The organism is Streptomyces sp. BE20, from assembly GCF_036322525.1.
GTDB lineage: Bacteria > Actinomycetota > Actinomycetes > Streptomycetales > Streptomycetaceae > Kitasatospora.
The window spans coordinates 71,681-89,884 of sequence record NZ_JAQYWW010001134.1; the positions used below are offsets into that span (position 1 = coordinate 71,681).

General features: G+C 73.5%; 18 protein-coding genes and 1 pseudogene. 14 read left to right on the forward strand and 5 right to left on the reverse strand.

Features of this window, described 5'->3' with window-relative positions; all coding sequences use genetic code 11:
* The first annotated feature begins 312 nt into the window (after positions 1-312).
* Both PUR61_RS35170 and PUR61_RS35175 read left to right on the forward strand, forming a co-directional pair.
* Positions 313-963, forward strand: coding sequence for an IclR family transcriptional regulator (locus PUR61_RS35170; protein ID WP_270146684.1), 651 nt, complete (start codon positions 313-315; stop codon positions 961-963).
* Positions 964-1,103: 140 nt separating this feature from the next.
* Positions 1,104-1,910: a S16 family serine protease gene (locus PUR61_RS35175; RefSeq protein WP_329883596.1), complete on the forward strand. Its 807-nt coding sequence runs from the start codon at positions 1,104-1,106 to the stop codon at positions 1,908-1,910.
* Positions 1,911-2,024: 114 nt separating this feature from the next.
* Here the strand turns inward: PUR61_RS35175 and PUR61_RS35180 are convergent, their stop codons facing one another.
* On the reverse strand, positions 2,025-2,522 hold the full coding sequence (locus tag PUR61_RS35180) for an Lrp/AsnC family transcriptional regulator (protein WP_329883747.1): 498 nt from the start codon (positions 2,520-2,522) through the stop codon (positions 2,025-2,027).
* A gap of 381 nt (positions 2,523-2,903) precedes the next feature.
* Here PUR61_RS35180 and PUR61_RS35185 point away from each other — a divergent pair, with 381 nt between their 5' ends.
* A complete protein-coding gene (locus tag PUR61_RS35185; protein WP_355399135.1) occupies positions 2,904-3,434 on the forward strand; it encodes a VOC family protein in 531 nt (176 codons plus the stop codon).
* 21 nt (positions 3,435-3,455) lie between these two features.
* On the opposite strand, the gene PUR61_RS35190 is transcribed toward PUR61_RS35185, so the two are convergent.
* Positions 3,456-4,028: a hypothetical protein gene (locus PUR61_RS35190; RefSeq protein WP_329883597.1), complete on the reverse strand. Its 573-nt coding sequence runs from the start codon at positions 4,026-4,028 to the stop codon at positions 3,456-3,458.
* A gap of 178 nt (positions 4,029-4,206) precedes the next feature.
* Here PUR61_RS35190 and PUR61_RS35195 point away from each other — a divergent pair, with 178 nt between their 5' ends.
* The 4 genes from PUR61_RS35195 (at position 4,207) to PUR61_RS35210 (ending at position 10,070) form a co-directional block, all read left to right on the forward strand.
* Positions 4,207-4,932, forward strand: a complete 726-nt coding sequence (locus PUR61_RS35195; protein ID WP_329883598.1) for a response regulator transcription factor — start codon at positions 4,207-4,209, stop codon at positions 4,930-4,932.
* 59 nt (positions 4,933-4,991) lie between these two features.
* Entirely contained in the window at positions 4,992-6,557 is a 1,566-nt protein-coding gene (locus tag PUR61_RS35200) for an ATP-binding protein (RefSeq protein WP_443035297.1), read from the forward strand.
* 281 nt (positions 6,558-6,838) lie between these two features.
* The gene (locus PUR61_RS35205; protein WP_329883600.1) at positions 6,839-8,494 is read left to right on the forward strand and encodes a glycoside hydrolase family 18 protein; all 1,656 of its coding nucleotides are present in this window, start codon (positions 6,839-6,841) and stop codon (positions 8,492-8,494) included.
* Between the two features lie 175 nt (positions 8,495-8,669).
* Positions 8,670-10,070, forward strand: a complete 1,401-nt coding sequence (locus PUR61_RS35210; protein WP_329883601.1) for a glycosyltransferase 87 family protein — start codon at positions 8,670-8,672, stop codon at positions 10,068-10,070.
* A 170-nt stretch (positions 10,071-10,240) separates the two neighbouring features.
* Here the strand turns inward: PUR61_RS35210 and PUR61_RS35215 are convergent, their stop codons facing one another.
* A complete protein-coding gene (locus tag PUR61_RS35215; protein ID WP_329883603.1) occupies positions 10,241-10,657 on the reverse strand; it encodes an SsgA family sporulation/cell division regulator in 417 nt (138 codons plus the stop codon).
* 440 nt (positions 10,658-11,097) lie between these two features.
* Here PUR61_RS35215 and PUR61_RS35220 point away from each other — a divergent pair.
* A pseudogene (locus tag PUR61_RS35220) lies at positions 11,098-11,202 on the forward strand (hypothetical protein); the annotation flags it as partial.
* On the opposite strand, the gene PUR61_RS35225 reads toward PUR61_RS35220, so the two are convergent.
* On the reverse strand, positions 11,193-11,501 hold the full coding sequence (locus PUR61_RS35225) for a hypothetical protein (protein ID WP_329883761.1): 309 nt from the start codon (positions 11,499-11,501) through the stop codon (positions 11,193-11,195). The pseudogene PUR61_RS35220 and the gene PUR61_RS35225 sit on opposite strands and share 10 nt — an antisense overlap.
* Here PUR61_RS35225 and PUR61_RS35230 point away from each other — a divergent pair.
* Together PUR61_RS35230 and PUR61_RS35235 are read left to right on the forward strand one after the other, a co-directional pair.
* The gene (locus PUR61_RS35230; RefSeq protein ID WP_329883748.1) at positions 11,479-12,708 is read left to right on the forward strand and encodes an RDD family protein; all 1,230 of its coding nucleotides are present in this window, start codon (positions 11,479-11,481) and stop codon (positions 12,706-12,708) included. The genes PUR61_RS35225 and PUR61_RS35230 overlap by 23 nt on opposite strands.
* Before the next feature lie 82 nt (positions 12,709-12,790).
* Positions 12,791-13,507 (forward strand): RDD family protein, encoded by a 717-nt coding sequence (locus PUR61_RS35235; protein ID WP_329883604.1) that lies wholly within the window; start codon positions 12,791-12,793, stop codon positions 13,505-13,507.
* A gap of 113 nt (positions 13,508-13,620) precedes the next feature.
* Here PUR61_RS35235 and PUR61_RS35240 read toward each other — a convergent pair whose 3' ends face one another.
* Positions 13,621-13,848, reverse strand: a complete 228-nt coding sequence (locus PUR61_RS35240) for a hypothetical protein (RefSeq protein ID WP_329883605.1) — start codon at positions 13,846-13,848, stop codon at positions 13,621-13,623.
* Between the two features lie 248 nt (positions 13,849-14,096).
* Between PUR61_RS35240 and PUR61_RS35245 the strand changes: the two genes are divergently transcribed.
* The 4 genes from PUR61_RS35245 (at position 14,097) to mycP (ending at position 18,197) form a co-directional block, all read left to right on the forward strand.
* A complete protein-coding gene (locus PUR61_RS35245) occupies positions 14,097-14,810 on the forward strand; it encodes an endonuclease V (protein ID WP_329883606.1) in 714 nt (237 codons plus the stop codon).
* Between the two features lie 153 nt (positions 14,811-14,963).
* The gene (locus tag PUR61_RS35250) at positions 14,964-15,422 is read left to right on the forward strand and encodes a hypothetical protein (RefSeq protein WP_329883607.1); all 459 of its coding nucleotides are present in this window, start codon (positions 14,964-14,966) and stop codon (positions 15,420-15,422) included.
* Positions 15,419-16,915 carry a PPE domain-containing protein gene (locus PUR61_RS35255; protein ID WP_329883608.1) on the forward strand — a complete coding sequence of 499 codons (1,497 nt, stop codon included), beginning with the start codon at positions 15,419-15,421 and terminating at the stop codon, positions 16,913-16,915. The genes PUR61_RS35250 and PUR61_RS35255 overlap by 4 nt, the downstream gene beginning before the upstream one ends.
* Positions 16,916-17,033: 118 nt before the next feature.
* Positions 17,034-18,197, forward strand: coding sequence for a type VII secretion-associated serine protease mycosin (mycP, locus tag PUR61_RS35260; protein WP_329883609.1), 1,164 nt, complete (start codon positions 17,034-17,036; stop codon positions 18,195-18,197).
* The last annotated feature ends 7 nt before the right edge of the window (positions 18,198-18,204 follow it).

The following is an 18,204-nucleotide window of genomic DNA, read 5'->3' on the forward strand; positions in this document are numbered from 1 at the left end:
CCGGACTTCGGAGTGTGGTCGAACTTGCGTCCCGGTGGGGTGGGCAAAATATGATGCTTTGTCCCCGTTCGTCAAGGCTCGAACAATCGATCTTGACCGAATTTTGGACAACCACTTCCGCCGCCGCAATTCCTTCACTACCTTTCCCACACGCTCTCCCGCCGGGTGACCCCCGCGAGACGGGCGCGCAGGGCCCCAGGACGTCAAGGACGACACACCGCGGCCCGAGCGCGGCCACCCACCCTGCGCGCGACATTCGAGTCCCGGACCGGTCAGCCGATCCGCGACCCGCCGCGGAAAGGAATGCGCGTCGTGACTGCAGAGACCTCCCAAACCCTGGACCGAGGCGTCCGGGTCCTCAAACTCCTCGCCGACTCGGAACGCGGGCTCACCGTCACCGAGCTGGCGGCCCGGCTCGCCGTCAACCGGACCGTCGTCTACCGGCTGCTGGCCACCCTGGAACAGCACGGGCTGGTCCGCCGGGACATCGGAGGCCGGGCCCGGGTCGGGCTGGGCGTCCTGCGGCTCGCCCACCGCGTCCATCCGCTGCTGCGCGAGGCCGCGCTGCCCGCCCTGCGCAGCCTCGCCGAGGACCTCGGTGCCACCGCTCACCTCACCCTGGTGGACGGCAACGAGGCGCTGGCCGTGGCCGTGGTCGAGCCCAGCTGGACCGACTTCCACGTCGCCTACCGCACCGGACTGCGCCACCCGCTGGGCGAGAGCGCGGCCGGCCGGGCGATCCTGGAGGCGCGGGCCTTCCCGAGCCAGCGCCGGCCCGAGCAGGGGTTCGTCATCACCCGGGCGGAGGAGCAGTCCGGGGCTTCCGGCGCCGCCGCCGCGCTGCTGGGACTGAGCGGGATCGAGGGCAGCGTCGGCGTGGTGATGCTCAACGGACTCGTCCCGGAACGGGTCGGTCCGCGGGTGGTGGAGGCGGCCACCGAGGTCGCCGACGCACTGCGGTAGCGGACGCACTGCGGCAGCGGACGCACGGCCGGGGAACGGGCCCGCCGGTCGTACCGCGCCCCGGGCCGGGCGGTCCGGCGGGCCGGCCGGGGGACCGTGTACGTGCCCGCCCGGCGGCCCCGGTGTGTTTGGATGCCTCTGTGTCCGACTCCAAGCTGCCCAAGGCCCTGACCGCCCCCCGGACCCGAGCGCTCGCGCTCTGCGGGGCGCTGGTCGCCGCACTGTTCGGCGTGGCCGCCTTCGTTCCGCTGCCGTACACGCTGACCTGGCCGGGCGTGACCGCGGACACCCTCGGCAGCTATCAGGACCGGCCGGTGCTGACCGTCACCGGGGCGCCGGTCCGGAACACCCGGGGGCAGCTGCGGATGGTGACCATCTCGGCGACCAACCCGGGGGAGCGGGCCGCCCTCTGGCGTTCGCTCCAGGCCTGGTTCGACCAGGAGGAGGCCGTCCGGCCGACCGACACCGTCTACCCGCAGGGCGACCCGGACAAGGCGGAGGAGGTGACGGCCCAGCAGATGGCGCAGTCGCAGGACAGCGCCACCGCGGCCGCCCTCTCCTACCTCCACCTCTCACCCGACCAGGTGAAGGTGAAGGTCGACCTCGGCGACATCGGCGGCCCGAGCGCGGGCCAGATGCTGGCGCTCGGGATCGTCGACAAGCTCGCGGGGGACGGCAAGGGCGGCGACCTCACGGGCGGGCTGACCGTCGCGGGCACGGGGACCATCGACGACCAGGGGACGATCGGGGCCGTGGGCGGTGTCCCGCTCAAGACGCAGGCGGCCGCGCGGGACGGCGCGACGGTGTTCCTGCTGCCCAAGGACGAGTGCGCGGACGCGAAGGTGAACACGCCCGACGGGCTGCGGCTGGTGCCGGTGGGGACGCTGGCGGAGGCGGTCTCGGCGCTGGACGCGCTGCGGACGGGCGGGACCGTCCCCGGCTGCTGAGGGCGGGCGGTGCGTCCGGCCGGAGGTCCGGCCGCGGTGCGTCCGGCGGGCGGTGCGTCCGGCGGGAATCCCGGCGCCTGGTGATCGGCGCCCCCGGCTCCGGGCCGGGGCCGATCACTCCGCCGCGGCCTGGTCGACCAGCGGGAGGATCCGGTACGGCACCGGGTTCTCCAGCGCGATCGCCGTCGAGGACCGGACGATCCCGTCGAACCCCACCACCCGGTCGATCACCCGCTGCAGATCGGCGTTGGACCGGGCCACGATCCGCACCATCATGTCGCCGTGGCCGGTGATGGTGTGCAGTTCCAGGACCTCCGGCACCGACGCCAGGTGCCTGCGCACGTCGGCGCCCTGGCCCTGGGAGATCTCCAGGGTCGCGAAGGCCGTCACCGGGTAGCCCAGGGCCGCCGGGTCCACCTCGGGTCCGAACCCGCCGATCACGCCCCGCGCCTGGAGCCGGTCCAGTCGTGCCTGCACCGTGCCGCGCGCGACCTGGAGCCGGCGCGAGCACTCCAGCACGCCGATCCGGGGTTCCTCGGCGAGCAGCCGGATCAGCCGGCCGTCCAGCGCGTCGATCGCGTCGTTGGTGCTCCCGGCCGTACCGCCGGGCAGGACGCCCGAGGGGCCGCCGGTCGGATTGCCGAGGGCACTGCCGCCGGGGGCGCCGGTCGGGCCGCCGGCCGGGCTGCCCGCAGGGGCGCCGCCGAGGGCGCCGGTCGGGCCGGAATGTCCTTGACCGACGGGCGAGTTGGACGATCCGGGGGAGCCGGGCGCATGGGCGGGGGGCATCGCGGGCTCCGTCCTCCGGTGGGCATTCTGTACAGCGGTCCGGTCGATTCTCCCGCCCCGGAGCACACCTTGACCAGGAGGAAACGGAACAGTTGCGTGGAGGTCGACTCGGCGCCACCCTCCAGCCACAACCCCGTGAGCCGGCCCCCGTACCGGCGGACGGGACCGTCAACCGTGGTCCGTACACCTACCGGGAGGGCCGACATGACCGACACCGCCATCGAACCCGTGCTGCTCACCGCCGGCCTGGGAGAGCCCGAGCTCCTCCCCATGGGCCATGCCGACGCGGTGGTCTTCGCGGTCGGCGACGCCGAGCGGGCAGCCCGCCGGTACGCCGTCGCGCTCGGCCTCCGCTGTACGGCCTACGCAGGACCCGAGACCGGCGAGCCGGAGACCGTCTCCTACGTCCTGCGGGCACCCGGGACGCGGTTCGTGCTCACCTCCCTCGTCCAGGTGATCGGCCCGCGCGGCCGGGAACTGGCCGGTTACCTGGCCCGGCACGGCGACGGCGTCGTCGACCTCGCGGTCTCCGTGCCGGACGTCTGTTACGCGTACGACTTCGCCGTCGACCGGGGCGCGGCCTCGCTGGCCGAGCCCTACGAGGTGCGGGACGCGTACGGCACGGTGGTGCTCGCCGCGATCGGTGTGCCCGGCGGAACCCGGCACACCCTGGTCGACCGGTCCCGGTACGCCGGCCCGTACCTGCCCGGCTACGTCCCCTTCGACCGGTGGTGACGGCTGCCGGGGCACCCGCGGTCAGCGGGTGACGGTGTCGACCACCGGCGGGTGGCCGTTCCAGTAGACGAACACCGAATTGGCCTGGTTGTCCTTGGTGAAGTCCACCCGGATCCACTGCGGGCCGTTCCAGACCTGCATCTTCCACCCCTGGTCCGGCGCGGCGGAGATCAGCGAGGCGTTGTCCGTCTTGAGGTCCAGGGCGACCTTGCCGCCCGGGACGAGATAGCTGCGCACGGAGGACGTGGTGGAGGTGACCGGCGAGGGTCGGTGCGGGGACGGAGCGGCGGCGGAGGGGGCCGCGGGCGTCGCGGGGGGCGACGGCGCCACGGGGGCGGTGGGCCGCGGGGAGCTCGCCGACGCGGTCGGCGGCGCCGCGGGCGACTCCGACCGGGTCGCCGACTGCTGCTGCGTCACCGTGAGCGTCGGCGTGGGTCTCGCCCCGTCGGCCGACGCCGGGGACGGCAACGGCAGCGCGGTGGGCTGTTCGAAGGCGGCGCCGGTCAGCACCGCGTGCACGCCGAACCAGGACAGCGCCACCGCCGCCCCGGTGGCCGCCGCCCAGGCGCCGAGCTGTACCAGTCCGTTCCGCATCGTGCGCACATCCTGCCGTACTCTCGGGCCGGGCAGACGGGCGCCCCGGTACTTAGGCAGGGAACTTGCACAAACCCCCGGCGGCCCGGCCGAACCGGTGCCGACCTGGCCGGCGGTCCCGTCCGGAGCCACCCCGAGGTACAGACCATTCGGGGGCGATGGCGTACCGTGCAGCCCCATGGCAACAGTGCTCGTGGTCGAGGACGACCCCTTCGTGCGATCCGCCCTCATCCGCCACCTGTCCGACACCGGCCACGCGGTTCGTAGCGTGGGCACGGCACTTGAGGCATTGCGCGAGGTCGCCCAGGTCGGCTGTGACCTGGTGATCCTCGATCTCGGACTGCCGGACCTGGACGGCAGCGAGGCCCTCAAGATGATCCGTGGACTGACCAACGTCCCGGTGATCATCTCCACCGCCCGCGACGACGAGGCCGAGATCGTCCGGCTGCTCAACGACGGCGCCGACGACTACCTGGTGAAGCCGTTCTCCGGGGAACACCTCAGCGCCCGGATGGCCGCCGTGCTGCGCCGGCTCGGCGGCGGCGCGGCGCCGGTCAGCCAGGTGCTGCGGGTCGGGGGGCTGGCCATCGACCTCCAGCGCCGGGAGGCCTCGCTGGACGGCAGACCGCTCGACCTGACCCGCCGGGAGTTCGACCTGCTGGCCTTCCTCGCCGCCAGGCCCGGCGTGGTCGTGCCGCGCAAGGAGATCCTGGCCGAGGTGTGGCGGCAGACCTACGGCGGGGACCAGACCATCGACGTGCACCTCTCGTGGCTGCGGCGCAAGCTCGGCGAGACCGCGTCCAGTCCCCGCTACCTGCACACCGTGCGCGGCGTCGGGGTCCGGCTGGAGGCCGCCGGGCACCCCGCCGGGCCCGGGCCCGTCCCCGGGGAGCGCCGGACATGAGGAGGTTCGGACACTCGCTGCGCTGGGCCCTGATCAAGGCCGCCGTGGCCGGGACCACCATGGTCGCGCTGGCCTTCCTCATCCCGCTCGGCCTGATGGTCCAGCAGACCGCCCGGGACCGGGCGTTCACCGCGGCCGAGCGGCAGGCGGCGGCGCTCGGTCCGGCGCTCGCCATCACCACCGACCAGGACGCCATAGCCCGGGCGGTGGCCTCCACCGACGCGGGTGCGCAGGGGCGGATGGCCGTGCACCTGCCGCCGCCCGAGGGGTCGGGGACCAAGGCGTCCACGGGGTCGGGTGCGACCGCCGGTCCGACGGGCGGTCCGTCAGGCGGGGTTCCGGGCCCGGCGTCCGCCGGTGCGGGCAGCGGCGGCCCGGGCGCGGTCGCGAGCGGGTCGGCGGCGAGCGGGGTGGCCGCGGCGCAGGCCGGGCCGGGTCCCGCGCCGGTGGGATCCGGGGCGGCCGGGCCCGGGCCGTCGGCCGGTGCGACCATCGGCGAGGTTCGCGCCCTGGGCGCCGACGTGACCACCGCGGGCGTCCAGGGACGTTCGTTCACCGTCGAGGTCCCGGGCGGGTACGCGCTGCTCCAGCCGGTCGCGGTGGACACCGTCCGGACCGCCGTGGTCGAGGTGTTCGTGGCCGACGGCGACCTCACCCGGGGTGTCTCGACCGCCTGGCAGGTGCTCTCCGGGGTCGCGCTGGCCTTGGTCGCCATCTCGGTCCTGGTCGCCGACCGGATGGGTGCGCGGATCGTCGCCTCCGCCCGCCGGCTGGCCGCCGCCGCCCGCTCGCTGGGCTCCGGGAACCTCACCGTCCGCGTGCCGGTGGAGGGCAAGCAGGCCGCGGGCAGCCCCGAGGAGCTGCGCGAGGCCGCCCACGCGTTCAACGCGATGGCCGACCGTGTCGTGCAACTCCTTGCAGCCGAACGCGAGTTGGCCGCAGACCTGTCGCACCGGCTGCGTACCCCGCTGACCGTGCTGCGGCTCAACGCGGCCTCGCTCGGCGAAGGGGACGCGGCGGACGCCACCCGGCACGCCGTCTCCCAGCTGGAGCGCGAGGTCGACCAGATCATCCGGTCGGCCCGGCGGGCGCCGGAGGACGCGCCCGTCGTCCTGGTCGGCTGCGACGCCGCCGAGGTGATCCGGGAGCGGGTCGGCTTCTGGTCCGCACTCGCCGAGGACGAGGGCCGCCGCTGGCAGCTGGCGGGCGCCGAGCGGGAGACGCCCGTCCCGGTCCAGCGCGGGGACCTCGCCGCCGCCGTCGACGCGCTGCTCGGCAACGTCTTCCGGCACACGGCGATCGGCACCGCCTTCTCGGTGGACGTGCTGGCCACCGAGAGCTCGGTGATCGTGCTGGTCGGCGACGCCGGTCCCGGTTTCACCGACCCGGCCGCCGCCCTGAAGCGCGGTGAGGGCCACGGTGGCGAGGGCTCCACGGGTCTGGGCCTGGACATCGTCCGCAAGCTCGCCGAGGCCACCGGGGGCGACCTCGCGCTCGGCAGCTCGTCGGTGCTCGGCGGCGCCGAGATCCGGCTCAGGCTGCAGAGCCGGCAGGACGGCACCGTGCCGGCGCGGACCGGGCGGACCAGCCGGCGTCGCAGCCGCGGGGCGCTGTTCTCGCGCTGATCGCCCGCGCGATGACTTGGCGAAAGGTTTCGGCACCGGTGCGGTGAGACGTCCGCTCCTCTTTCTTAAGCGCACCGTAAGAGAGCTCTACCCCTGGCTCAGCAGGCGGGTTTCGGCCATCCGGCGCCGCTAGCGTCGTCCGCGCCGGTCATCCGACCGTGCCGGTCACCCTCGACCGGGCCGGGTCACGCTCGCCCGCGACGGGTCCACGCACCCACGCGTCCGGCGGACACCCGTGACTCCACCCGGTCCCCACCTGCCTGCCGCGGAGGTACGCCCCCATGACGACCCAGCAGCCCGACCGCCGTCCAGGACGCCGCCGTCGCAGCCGCAAGGGAGCGGTCCTCGCCGCCTCGGCGGTCGCCGCGGCCCTGGTCGCCGGGGGCGTCGTCGTCCTCGCCTCCTCGGCCAGCGCCGCCTCGCTCGGCGCCGTCTACAGCCGCACCAGCAGCTGGGACGCCGGCTACACCGGCCAGTACCTGGTCTCCAACCCGGACAGCAGCGCCATCGAGGACTGGACGCTCACCTTCGACCTGCCGGCCGGGGCGAAGATCGACTCGCTCTGGAACGCCGCGTTCACGGTCGAGGGCCAGCACGTCACCGTCAAGCCGGAGTCGTGGAGCAAGCGGCTGGATCCGGGCAAGAGCATCGTGATCGGCTTCGTCGCCCAGGGCGCCGGCGCCGCGCAGGGCGAACCGGGCAACTGCCTGATCAACAAGGTCTCCTGCAAGGCCGGTGACGGGACGGCGCCCACCCCGTCGGGGCGCCCGACCTCCACCGCCTCCGCCACGGCGTCGGCCACGGCGTCGGCCACCGCGTCGGCGTCCGCCTCTGCCTCTGCCTCTGCCTCGGCTTCGGCGAGCGCCTCGGCCTCGGCCACCGCGACCAAGCCCGGAACGCCGAGCCCGACCGTCACCACGACCAGGCCCACCACCCCGGCGCCGACGCCCACCGCGACCGCGACCACGCCGGTCCCGACGCCCACCGCCACCGCGACGGACACCCCCGTCCCGGTCACCGGCGCCGGCTTCGCCCCGTACGTGGACACCTCGCTGTACCCGCCCTACGACCTGGTCGCCACCGCCAAGGCCACCGGCGTCAAGAACTTCAACCTGGCCTTCGTGGTCTCCGGCGGCGGCTGCACCCCGAAGTGGGGCGGCGTCAGCGACCTCGCCGCCGACGCCGTGGCCGCCCAGATCGGCGCCCTGCGCGCCCTCGGCGGCGACGTCCGGGTCTCCTTCGGCGGTGCCAACGGCAGCGAGCTGGCCCTCGCCTGCTCCTCCACGGCCGACCTGACCGCCGTCTACCAGAAGACCGTGGACACCTTCGGCCTCACCAAGGTCGACTTCGACGTCGAGGGCGGCGCGATCGCCAACGGCGCCGCCAACACCCGCCGCGCCCAGGCCATCGCCCAGCTGCAGAAGAACGCCGCCGCCAAGGGCAAGGCCCTGGACGTCTCCTTCACCCTGCCCGCACTCCCCTCCGGCCTGACCCAGGAGGGCGTCAACCTGGTCGCCGACGCCAAGAACAACGGCGTGGCGATCGGCGCGGTCAACATCATGGCGATGGACTTCGGCGACGGCGTCGCCCCGAACCCGCAGGGCCAGATGGGCAAGTACGCCATCGCCGCGGCCACCGCCACCCAGGCCCAGGTCAAGAGCGTGCTCGGCCTCGACGACGCCGCCGCCTGGCGCAAGGTCGCGGTCACCCCGATGATCGGCGTCAACGACGTGGCCAGCGAGATCTTCACCGTCGCCGACGCCAAGCAGCTCGCCGAGTTCGCCAAGTCCAAGCACCTCGCCTGGCTGGCGATGTGGTCCGGCACCCGCGACAAGGCCTGCGAGGGCGGGGCCAAGGCCTACGCCGACGCCAGCTGCAGCTCGATCGTCCAGCAGCCGCTGGACTTCACCCGGGCCCTCGGCGCCTACACCGGCTGACCACGCCGGGTACCGGTCCGGTACCCGCCCCCCGGCTCCGGCCGGCCGTGCCCCGACCGCAACAGGGCACGGCCGGCCGGCACCACCGTCACTCCCCGTCACCGTTCGCGGCCGGGTCCGGTCGACGGGCATCGGGTATCGTCGCTGGTTGGCCGAACGGTGGACGGAGCGAACAGTGACAGCGGTGCAAGACGAGCGCAGCGCGGTGCGAACCGTACCGGAGCAGGCGCCCGCCCCCCTGTCGGAGCGGCTGCGGACCGCCCTCGGCGCGCCCGCCCGCGCCCTGCGCGAGGCCCCGCGCCGGCCGCTGCTGGCCGTCTCCGCACTGGCGCTGTTCTCCCTGATGGCCTACGCGGTCGTCCGGCACTTCGCCCACACCTCGATGGTGGACATGATCGTCTACCGGGCCGAGGGCGCGGCCGTCGCCAACGGCGACGACCTCTACGGGCTGCGCGTCACCCAGTGGAACCTGCCGGCCACCTACCCGCCGTTCGCCGCGATGCTCTTCGTGCCGACGACCTGGTTCCCGGTGCCGTTCCTGCGGGTCGCGATCACGCTCGGCAACCTCGGACTGCTCGCCCTGTTCACCCACCTGTCGTTCAAACTGGTGGGCTGGCCGCGCCGCGAGCTGCGCCCGATCGGCGTGATCCTGGTCACCGGCGCCGGCGTCTGGCTCGAACCCGTCTACACCACGCTGCGCTACGGCCAGATCAACCTCGCCCTCGCCTGCCTGATCCTCTGGGACCTCACCCGGCCCGACGGGCGGCGCAGCAAGGGCATCGCCATCGGCATCGCCGCAGGGATCAAGCTCACCCCCGGGCTGTTCGCCGTCTACCTGCTGATCACCGGCCGGGTCCGCGCCGCCTTCGTCGCCGGCGCGACCTTCCTCGGCACCTTCCTGATCGGTGCCCTGTTCCTGCCCGACGCGACCTGGGGCTTCTGGACCAAGTACCTCTACGACTCCTCGCGGGTCGGCAAGACCGAGATCGTCGACAACCAGGCGCTGAGCGGCGCCGTCGCCCGTCTCCTGCACACCGCCGAGCCGGGTGCGGTGGGCACGCTGGCCTCCGCCGCCGTCGCGGTGGCCGGTCTCGGGATCGCCGCCTGGGCCGCGAACAGCACCCGCTGGCTGCCGCGCGCCGAGGCGTGGGGCGTCTGCTGCGCCGCCGTCACCGCGGTACTGATCTCGCCGATCAGCTGGACCCACCACTGGGTCTGGTGCGTGCCGATGATCGTCCTGCTCGGCTGCGAGGCGGCGGTCGAACACGGCCGTCCGGCCGCCGTCCGGAAGGTTCGCTGGCGGGCCGCCTTCTGGGCCACGCTGGTCGCCTTCGTGTCCTTCGCGATGTGGGCCGCCAAACCGCAGGGCGCGCTGGTGCTGGAGCTCTCGCCGCTCCGCCAGATCCCGACCTCGGTCTACCCGCTGGTCGGGATCTGCTTCCTGCTGGCCGCCGCGCTACGCATAAGGGCCCGGCGGCTGGCCGCCGGCGCGCCGCTCGTGGCGCTGCCCGGCCAGCGGGTCGGCGACCGGCCGGACCCCGCGCGCGAACGTCAGCAGGCCCCCGCGGCCAGCTGAGTCGCCGGCTGCCGCCGGTCCGCCGGGGGCGACCGGGCCGCTGCGCGCGGTCGGGCTGTCCGGGGCGGTCGGGGTGCTCGGGGCGGTCGAGGTGTTCGGCGCCGTCGGGGTGCTCGGGGTCGTCGCGCTGTTCGGGGCGGGCCCGGACCGGTGCGCCCGGGCCGTGCGGCTCACGCGAGCAGCTCGGCCAGTGAACCGTCCATGTCGAGCGCGGCCATCTCGCTGCCCGGCGGCACCAGCCGGTGCGCCCGCTCCAGCCAGGCGGCCACCGCCGGCAGCGGCGCCTCCAGCAGTGCGTCCCCGGCCGGCGAGCTCAGCGCCATGCAGAGCACGCTGCGCCGGCCCGATCGGGTCGGCCAGATCCGGACGTCCCCCTGCCCGCAGGGCCGGAAGGTGCCCTCCACCAGCAGCTCCCGCGCGAACACCCAGGTGACCGGCGAGCCGGTGTCCAGGTGGAAGGTGATGTAGACGGCGTACGGGTCGTGGCTGCCGTAGGAAAGCCGGGCCGGGACGGGGACGCTGTGCTCGGGGGAGAGCACCAGGTTGAGTTCCAGTTCGTGCTCGACCACGCTCGTCGGGCGCTCCATGATCGGTTTCCTCTCTGCCTGCGCTTCATGCCCGGTATCGGGCCCTGTGACCTTGGAGAGCGCGGTCCGGGAGCGCTCTTACACGTGTTTTCGAGATCTTTTTGACGGAGGCCCTCGGTGAGGGTTCGGAACCGGGACCGCGGTGGGGGGTTCGGGGCGGGCGTCGGGGAGTGGTGAACGCGGAGAGAACGGGCGCGCGCTCCGGCGTTCGCGCCGTCTTCCTTACCGCGGGCGGGCCCGGGCTGTCCGGTGAACGGCCAACTTCACACCCCGGGTCCGCCGAGGCACTACCCTTGGTGACTGTCCGGCGACTGTCCGCCCACCCGCCGACGCCCCCTCGCGCGCGCCGCCACCGCCGCCACCCGGTGCCGCCCGAGCCACCGTCGCGCGCACCCCTCGCCGGGCGAGCCGCATCGGCCCTGCCAGGAAAGAAGACCCCCATGACGGACCGGCCTCTCGCGGGCGGCAGCACGGAGACGGCCGCGGGCCCCGTGCCGGGCTACTACCCCGACCCCTCCGTGCCCGGTTTCGTCCGCTACTGGGGCGGCACCTCCTGGGTGCCCGGCACGACTCGGCCCGCCCCGGCGGCGGGCGAGGTGCTGGAACCGCCCCGGTACGCGACCCGGCGGTCCGGTGCGGCGGCCGGGGTGGGCGCGCGGTACATGCCGCCGCCGACGGCCGTCGAACCGGCCGCCGACCCGGTCGGGGAGACTGCGGCGGACTCGGTTTCGGTGCCGACGTCGGAGCCGGTGCCGATGTCGGAGCCGGTGTTGATTTCGGAGTCGGTGCCGATGTCGGAGCCGGTGTTGATTTCGGAGTCGGTGCCGGCCTCGCCCGGGGACACCGGGCCCGTATACCTGGACGAGACGTCGGGCGGCGCCTCGTTCACCTTCTCGGTGCCGGAGGGCGGGCCGGTGTTCCGGACCGGCGTCGGGTCGGCCTACGAGGCGGCAGACGTGGCGCCGGACCCGATCGTGGAGCCGGCCGGCGAGGGCATGCTCGGGGCGGTCCCGGAACCCAGGCCGCAGGGGGCGGTCCCCGTCGCGGCGCCCGGTTCCGTCGCGGCGGTGGAACCGCCCGACCGGCAGGCGGACCCCCGGGCACCGCGCGGCCCGATGGAGCAGGGCGCCGCACCGCGCTGGGTCTCCTGGGGAGTGGTTCCCGGAGTGGAGGCGTCTGCCGGGGCGGCCGTTCCGGCTCCGGTGGAGAAGCCGGTGCCGCTCCGGGCCTCGGCCCCGGCGGTTGCTCCGGTGGCCGCCCCGGTGGCCGCCCCGACGTCCGCCTCGGTGGAGGGGGAGGCGGTGACGACGACGGCGTCGGCCGGGCCGGAGGGGGCGCCGCTGACCGGGCCCACGCGGTCCGCCCGGCCTGCCGCTCCCGTGCCGGTCGCGTCCGTTCCCGCTGCTCCTGTGCCCGCCGCCACCCGTCCGCCCGCGTCCCGCTCCGCGGGGAGTGCGTCGGCCCCGACCCGATCGTCCGCGACCCGGGCGGCGGGGACCCGGCGCCGGACGATCAGGCCCGCGCCGCAGCCGGCCGGGCCCGGCCGGCGGCTCGCCGCCCGGCTGGTGGACACCGCCGTCCTGGCCGTCGTCGCCACCGCCGCCGGGATCCCGCTCGGCACGTCCGTCGCGGACCACCTTCAGGAGAAGCTCGCCCAGGCGAGGATGGCCAGCCGGCTCACGCGCCGTCAGGTCGACGTCTGGATGCTGGACGGCGTGGTGGTCGGCAAGGTCGCCGTCCTGATCGGCATCCTCCTCTTCGTCGGCCTGCTCTACGAGGTCCTGCCGACCGCCCGTACCGGCCAGACCTTCGGCAAACGGCTGGCCCGGATCCGGGTGATCGACGCCGCCGCGGCCGTCCCTGCCGCCGCTCCGTCCGCCGCCTCGTCAGCCGCCCGCGCCCGGTTGGGCCTCGGCCGGTCGCTGGTGCGATGGCTCGTCAGGCAGGTTTCGACGCTGCTGCTGGTCGGCCTGGTCTGGCCGCTGTTCGACCGCCCCGCCCGGCGCGGCTGGCACGACCGGGCGGCCCGTACCCGCGTGGTCCGGCTCTGACCCGGGTCCGCCCGAGAGCCAGGTCGGACAAAACCGACCAAATATCCCAAGTTCATAGAATGTGTGATGTTCTACTCGGGGGATGAGCACCCACGACCCCTCAGGCCCCGAGCCGGAGGGGGGCGGCCAGCCCTCCTTCGACAAGAAGCCCCCGCAGCAGGGCGGCGGCACGCCGGAAGGTACGCCGTCGGACCCGTACGGCACCCCGCCGCCGTCCGGCGCCCCCTCCGACCGCCCCGGCGCGTACGGCGGCACCTACGGCGGCTCGCCGTACGGACAGGGACAGCCCCCGCCCGGCCGGTCGCCCTACGACCAGCCCCCGCCCGGCCACGGTCCCGCCGGCCACGGCACACCCGGCGCCGGCCCCGTCCCGGGGATGCCGCCGCTCGGCAGCTGGCCCAACCGGATCCTCGCCCAGCTGATCGACTACCTGCTGGTGCAGGCCGTGGCCGTCCTGCTGGTGCTGCCCTTCGCCAGCCTCTCCGACAGCTCCGGCTCCGCCGGTGCCTTCTGGGTCGCCTGCGCCATCTACCTCGTCTACGACGGGGTGATGCTCGGCCGGGACGGCCAGACTCTGGGCAAGAAGGCCATGAAGATCCGGGTCGCCATGCTGATCGACGGCAGCCCGCCGACCCAGTCCGCCGCCTGGACCCGGGCCGCGGTCTTCATCCTGCCCGCCGTCCTCTGCTGCGCCTGGCTCTGGTGGCTGATCGACGGCATGTTCGGCGTCTTCGACAAGCCCTACCGCCAGTGCATCCACGACAAGGCCGCCAAGACCGTGGTGGTCTCCACCGTCTGAGCCCCGCACCGTCCGAGCCCCGCCGCGCGACCGCCCGGCCCGCTCGAACCCGCACCTCGCACCCCGGAACACCCGGTACGCCCGGAACACCTGGTACGCCCGGTGGCGCCGCCTCAGCGCTGCCGGGCGTAGCCGTGCCCGGCAGCCGCCCGGTCCGCACGCCCGGCGGCGGCCCGCAGCGACAGCACCGTCACCAACGTGCCGAGGGCGAGCGAGAAGACCACCACCACCGCCACCTCCGGTACCTCCTCGGCACCGGTGGCGGCCAGCAGCGCCACGGTGGCGGCGACGACGGTGAACACACCGAGGACGAACTGGGCCGGAGTCGGGCGGCGCGGCATGGCGGAGTCCTTCGCACGTCGAGGGGAACGAGCGGTTCGCACCGGAAGCCAGAAGGCCCGCCCGGAAAGGGAGTTCGGGAGGACCGGCCGGTCCTCCGGCATTCCGACCAGGCTAACCCGCCCCACCCGGGGCACAGGGGGCGCACGGGCTCACCCCGGGGTCGTCCGCCCCGCTGGATACGGTGGGCCCGTCCCGCTCGCTCCGTGCGACCGACCGATCCGCTCCGTACTCCCAGGGGGGAACCGCCGTGCCCATCCCCGCCGACTGGCCGACCACCGAGGCCCAGGCGCTCGCCGAACAGGAGCGGCTGCGCCCGCTCGTCCAGCCGTACGGCGCCGCCGACGCCCCTGGCCCGGCCGGCGCCGACGACCGGCTCGTCGCGGGCGTCGACGTCGCCTACGACGACGAGCGCGACCTCGTCGTCGCAGCCGCCGTCGTCCTCGACCGCACCACCCTCGACGTCGTCGAGGAGACCACCGCCACCGGCCGGATCGCCTTCCCCTACATCCCCGGTCTGCTCGCCTTCCGCGAACTCCCCGCCGTCCTCGACGCCCTCGCCGCCCTCACCCACCGACCCGGCACCGTCGTCTGCGACGGCTACGGCCTCGCGCACCCGCGCCGCCTCGGCCTCGCCAGCCACCTCGGCGTCCTCACCGGCCTGCGCACCCTCGGCGTCGCCAAGACCCCGTTCACCTTCGACCACCGGGACCCCGGCCCCGCCCGCGGCGACTCGACCCCGCTCACCGATCCGGCCACCGGCGAGGAGGTCGGGCGGGCCCTCCGCACCCGCCCCGGCGTCAAACCCGTCTTCGTCTCCGTCGGCCACCGCATCGGCCTCGCCGAAGCCGTCGACACCACCCTCGCGCTGGCCCCCCGCTACCGGCTCCCCGAGACCACCCGCCACGCCGACTCGCTCTGCCGCCGCGCCCTCACCGCAAGGCAGCAGGCGCACCTCAGTTGACGGACCGCCAGACGCGTCCGGGCGTTCCGCCGAGGACCGTTCTGCTCGCCCGGACCGTGTGTTAGACATGACCCACCGGCCGCCACCCCACGGCGCCGCCGCACCAGCACCGCGCACGACACACCGGACGGACGCACGGGGGAGGCGCCGCACGTGGCAACGGGAACCGGAACGGGCACCGGGTCGACAGGCGGGGGCGGACGCGGCTACCGCGTCGAGGTCGAACAGCTGCGCGCCTTCGCCGCCCAGGTGCGGCTGCTGCTGGCCGAGTTCCAGCACCACGCCGACGGCACCACGACACACGGACGCAGCGGCATCGGCCGGAACGCCCTCGGCACCTTCGCCGAGGCCACCGACCTGCACGGCCGCTACCAGACCATGCGGGACGGCCTGCGCGACGTGCTCGACCAGCTCCAGGACGCGGTCGACGAGGCCCAGAAGAAGGCCGAACTCACCGCCACCAACTACGAGGAGCAGGAACGCCGCACCCGGAACAAGCTGAAGCTCGGCGACGACGGCTGGTCCGTAGCCAACCCCTCCGCCACCAGCGCCGCCGCCTACGCCCGGACCGTGGCCCCCGCCCGGCACGACGACGGAAAGGGCGTCCGGTGAAGTACACGGACTTCAGGCACTACAGCCACGCCGAACTCCGCACGATGGCCCAGGCCCTCAACCCGGGCGAGGTCATGGCCGCCGCCGACCCCTGGCGCCGCGCCGCCGACACCCTCAAAGCCATCCGCACCACCCTCACCCGCGCCAGCACCGAGGCCGCCACCTCCTGGGAAGGCACCACCAGCGACGCCTTCCACGCCCGCATGCTCCACCTCGCCGCCACCATCAACAACGCTGCCTCCTACGCCAACGACGCCGCCATCACCCTCAAGGCCGTCTCCGAGGCCATCGCCAAGGCCAAACGCGACATGCCGGAGGAACCCGGCGGCTGGGACCAGCTCACCGACGGCGTCGGCGACACCTTCTCCGCCCTCTTCGGCGCCGACGACGAGGACAGCCGCACCGCCCTCGCCGACCAGCGGAAACTCGAAGCCGCCACCGTCATGCAGACCCTCGCCATGCACTACCGCACAGCCGCCCCGATGCTGAAGCCCCCGCAGCCGATGGGCACGCCGACGAAGGGCAAGAGTAATGAGCGTGACGACGCCACAGGGATCGTTTCCGATGAATCGAGTGGGTTTGCGGCGCTGGGAGGGGCATTCGGCGGCACCGGGCTGGGTGGGGCGACTATTGGCAGCCGTCCGGTCGGCAGCGCAGAGTTCGGGAATCGCTATGCTCGGGTGAACCCAGGTCGAGGACCGGACCCAGGATCGATGGCGGGTTCGCAGGTGGTCTCTGGGGCAGTAGCAAGACCCCTAACAGGGCCAGAGGTCGTGCCGGCGCCGTCGGATCCTGGAGTAAAGGGTGGAGTTCCACTTCCGCCACCTACCGCTACAGGCTCGCCCAACTTTGGGGCTGGAACCGCTATTGACGGTGTCAGCCTCCCCCAATCGCGGCCAGCCTCGCACTCCAGCGACGCGACGGGGCCATTGAGCACCAGCCAGCCAAACTCTGGCTTTTCTGTAGGTGCAGGGAGTGCCGCTTTGCCAGGCGGAGTCGGCAGATCGGTTCATCAGCCCGAAGTTCCGGGGTCGGGTCGCATGTCAGGCCCTATCGGCGACCGGGGCACGCCGATCCGGCCCGAAGAGCACGGAGCCGGCAGCGGGCGTGGTCCCGTCGGTGCTCGCGGTGTCGCCGCCTTCGGTGCTGACGGCTTCCCTGGGGGCGGTGTGGTTTCAGGAGGCCGGGGTTCTTCGGCTGCTGATGCACGAGGGGCCGGGACGGTCGTAGGGGTGGGGGATCGATCCGGTCCTGGATCCGGTAGCAAGAAGGCTCTACCAGAGGGGGGCTCCGGGGCGGGAGTCTCCCTCAACCGGGTTCGGACCGAGCCTGCGGCGGGCGTGTCGATGCCTTCAGGGCCGATGGTTCCGCTGGGTAGCGCACAACGGCGGAGGAAAGACGAGGCGGCGGGGTCTGGGCGTCCCGCGTACCTGGTCGAAGATGGCGAAACCTGGGCACCGGAGGAATGCGTCAACCCGCCCGTGGTGAAGTGACCGTCGACCTTCAGGCTGACTAGTCGACAGTGCTTCTTGTAGCTGGCATAACCGTGGACAACCGCTGAGAGTGGAGTGACTGGGCTTGAGGACTTGGCGGCTCAGGTGCGGCACGGTTGTGCTGCTGGCAACGGGGCTCCTCGCGGCCTCGAACGCCGGACCGGCTATGGCGGACAACATCAGGGATTCACAGTGGACGCTTGTCGGCTACCAGGCAGATTCAGCGGTCTGGCCGGTCTCGCAGGGTGAGGGCGTAATCGTCGCCGTCATCGACAGCGGTGTGCTGAAAGAGCACGTCGATCTGATCGGGCAGGTTTTGCCTGGGGCCGATTTCTCAGGAGAGAACACCGACGGCACGGTGGACGGCAGTGGCCATGGAACGGGAATGGCAAGCCTCATTGCCGGACATGGCCATGGCAGCAAGGCCGGAGTCATGGGGCTGGCGCCGAAGGCGAAGGTTCTTCCGATTCGACTCAAGTGGGACGAGGGTGACCCGGCCTTGACCCAGGGAGTGGCCAAAGCCATCAGGTTTGCGGTAGACCACGGCGCCAAGGTTGTGAATATGTCGATTGGCGGCTTCGAGGGAGACGATCCGGACACGCGCGCGGCCGTGAAGTATGCCATCGACAAGGACGTGGTTCTGGTGGCGGCCACCGGAAACGGTGGTGATCGGGTCGAGCCGGTTGAATACCCGGCGGCCTTTCCCGGCGTCGTGGCGGTCGGCGCAGTGGACCGCAACGGTCTTCTCTGGGGGAAATCGACGTACGGGCCAGAAACCACGCTGGTTGCACCGGGTGCCGAGGTCCCGCGAGCGAGTGCGACGTCCTCGGCGGGATATGCGATCGCCAATGGCACGTCCGACTCCACCGCCTACGTGTCCGCCACAGCCGCGCTCATTCGCGCGAAGTACCCCAACCTCTCGGCCGGTCAGGTCATCAACCGGATGATCCGGAGCGCCACTCGGCCAGCGGATGCCTCGAACCTGCCGAACGAGCGCTACGGGTACGGGATATTGGCCCCGAGCAAAGCGCTGGAACCAAATCCGGTCGTGGACGACGGCCCACGGGCCAATCCCCTGGTCGGGCGACCCGAGTCCCAACGGAGCGCTCCTCCTGCGGTTCCTGCTGCGGACGAACCGTGGGAGGAGCCTGTGGCGGGGCAGGGGTCCGGGGGGAATGCGGGGGTTGCGTACACGGTGACGGGGGCGGCGGGGCTGGTGGTGGCCGGGGGGGCGGTCGGGGCGGTGCTGGTGGTGCGGGGGCGGCGTCGGCGGCTGGGGTAGTGGCCGT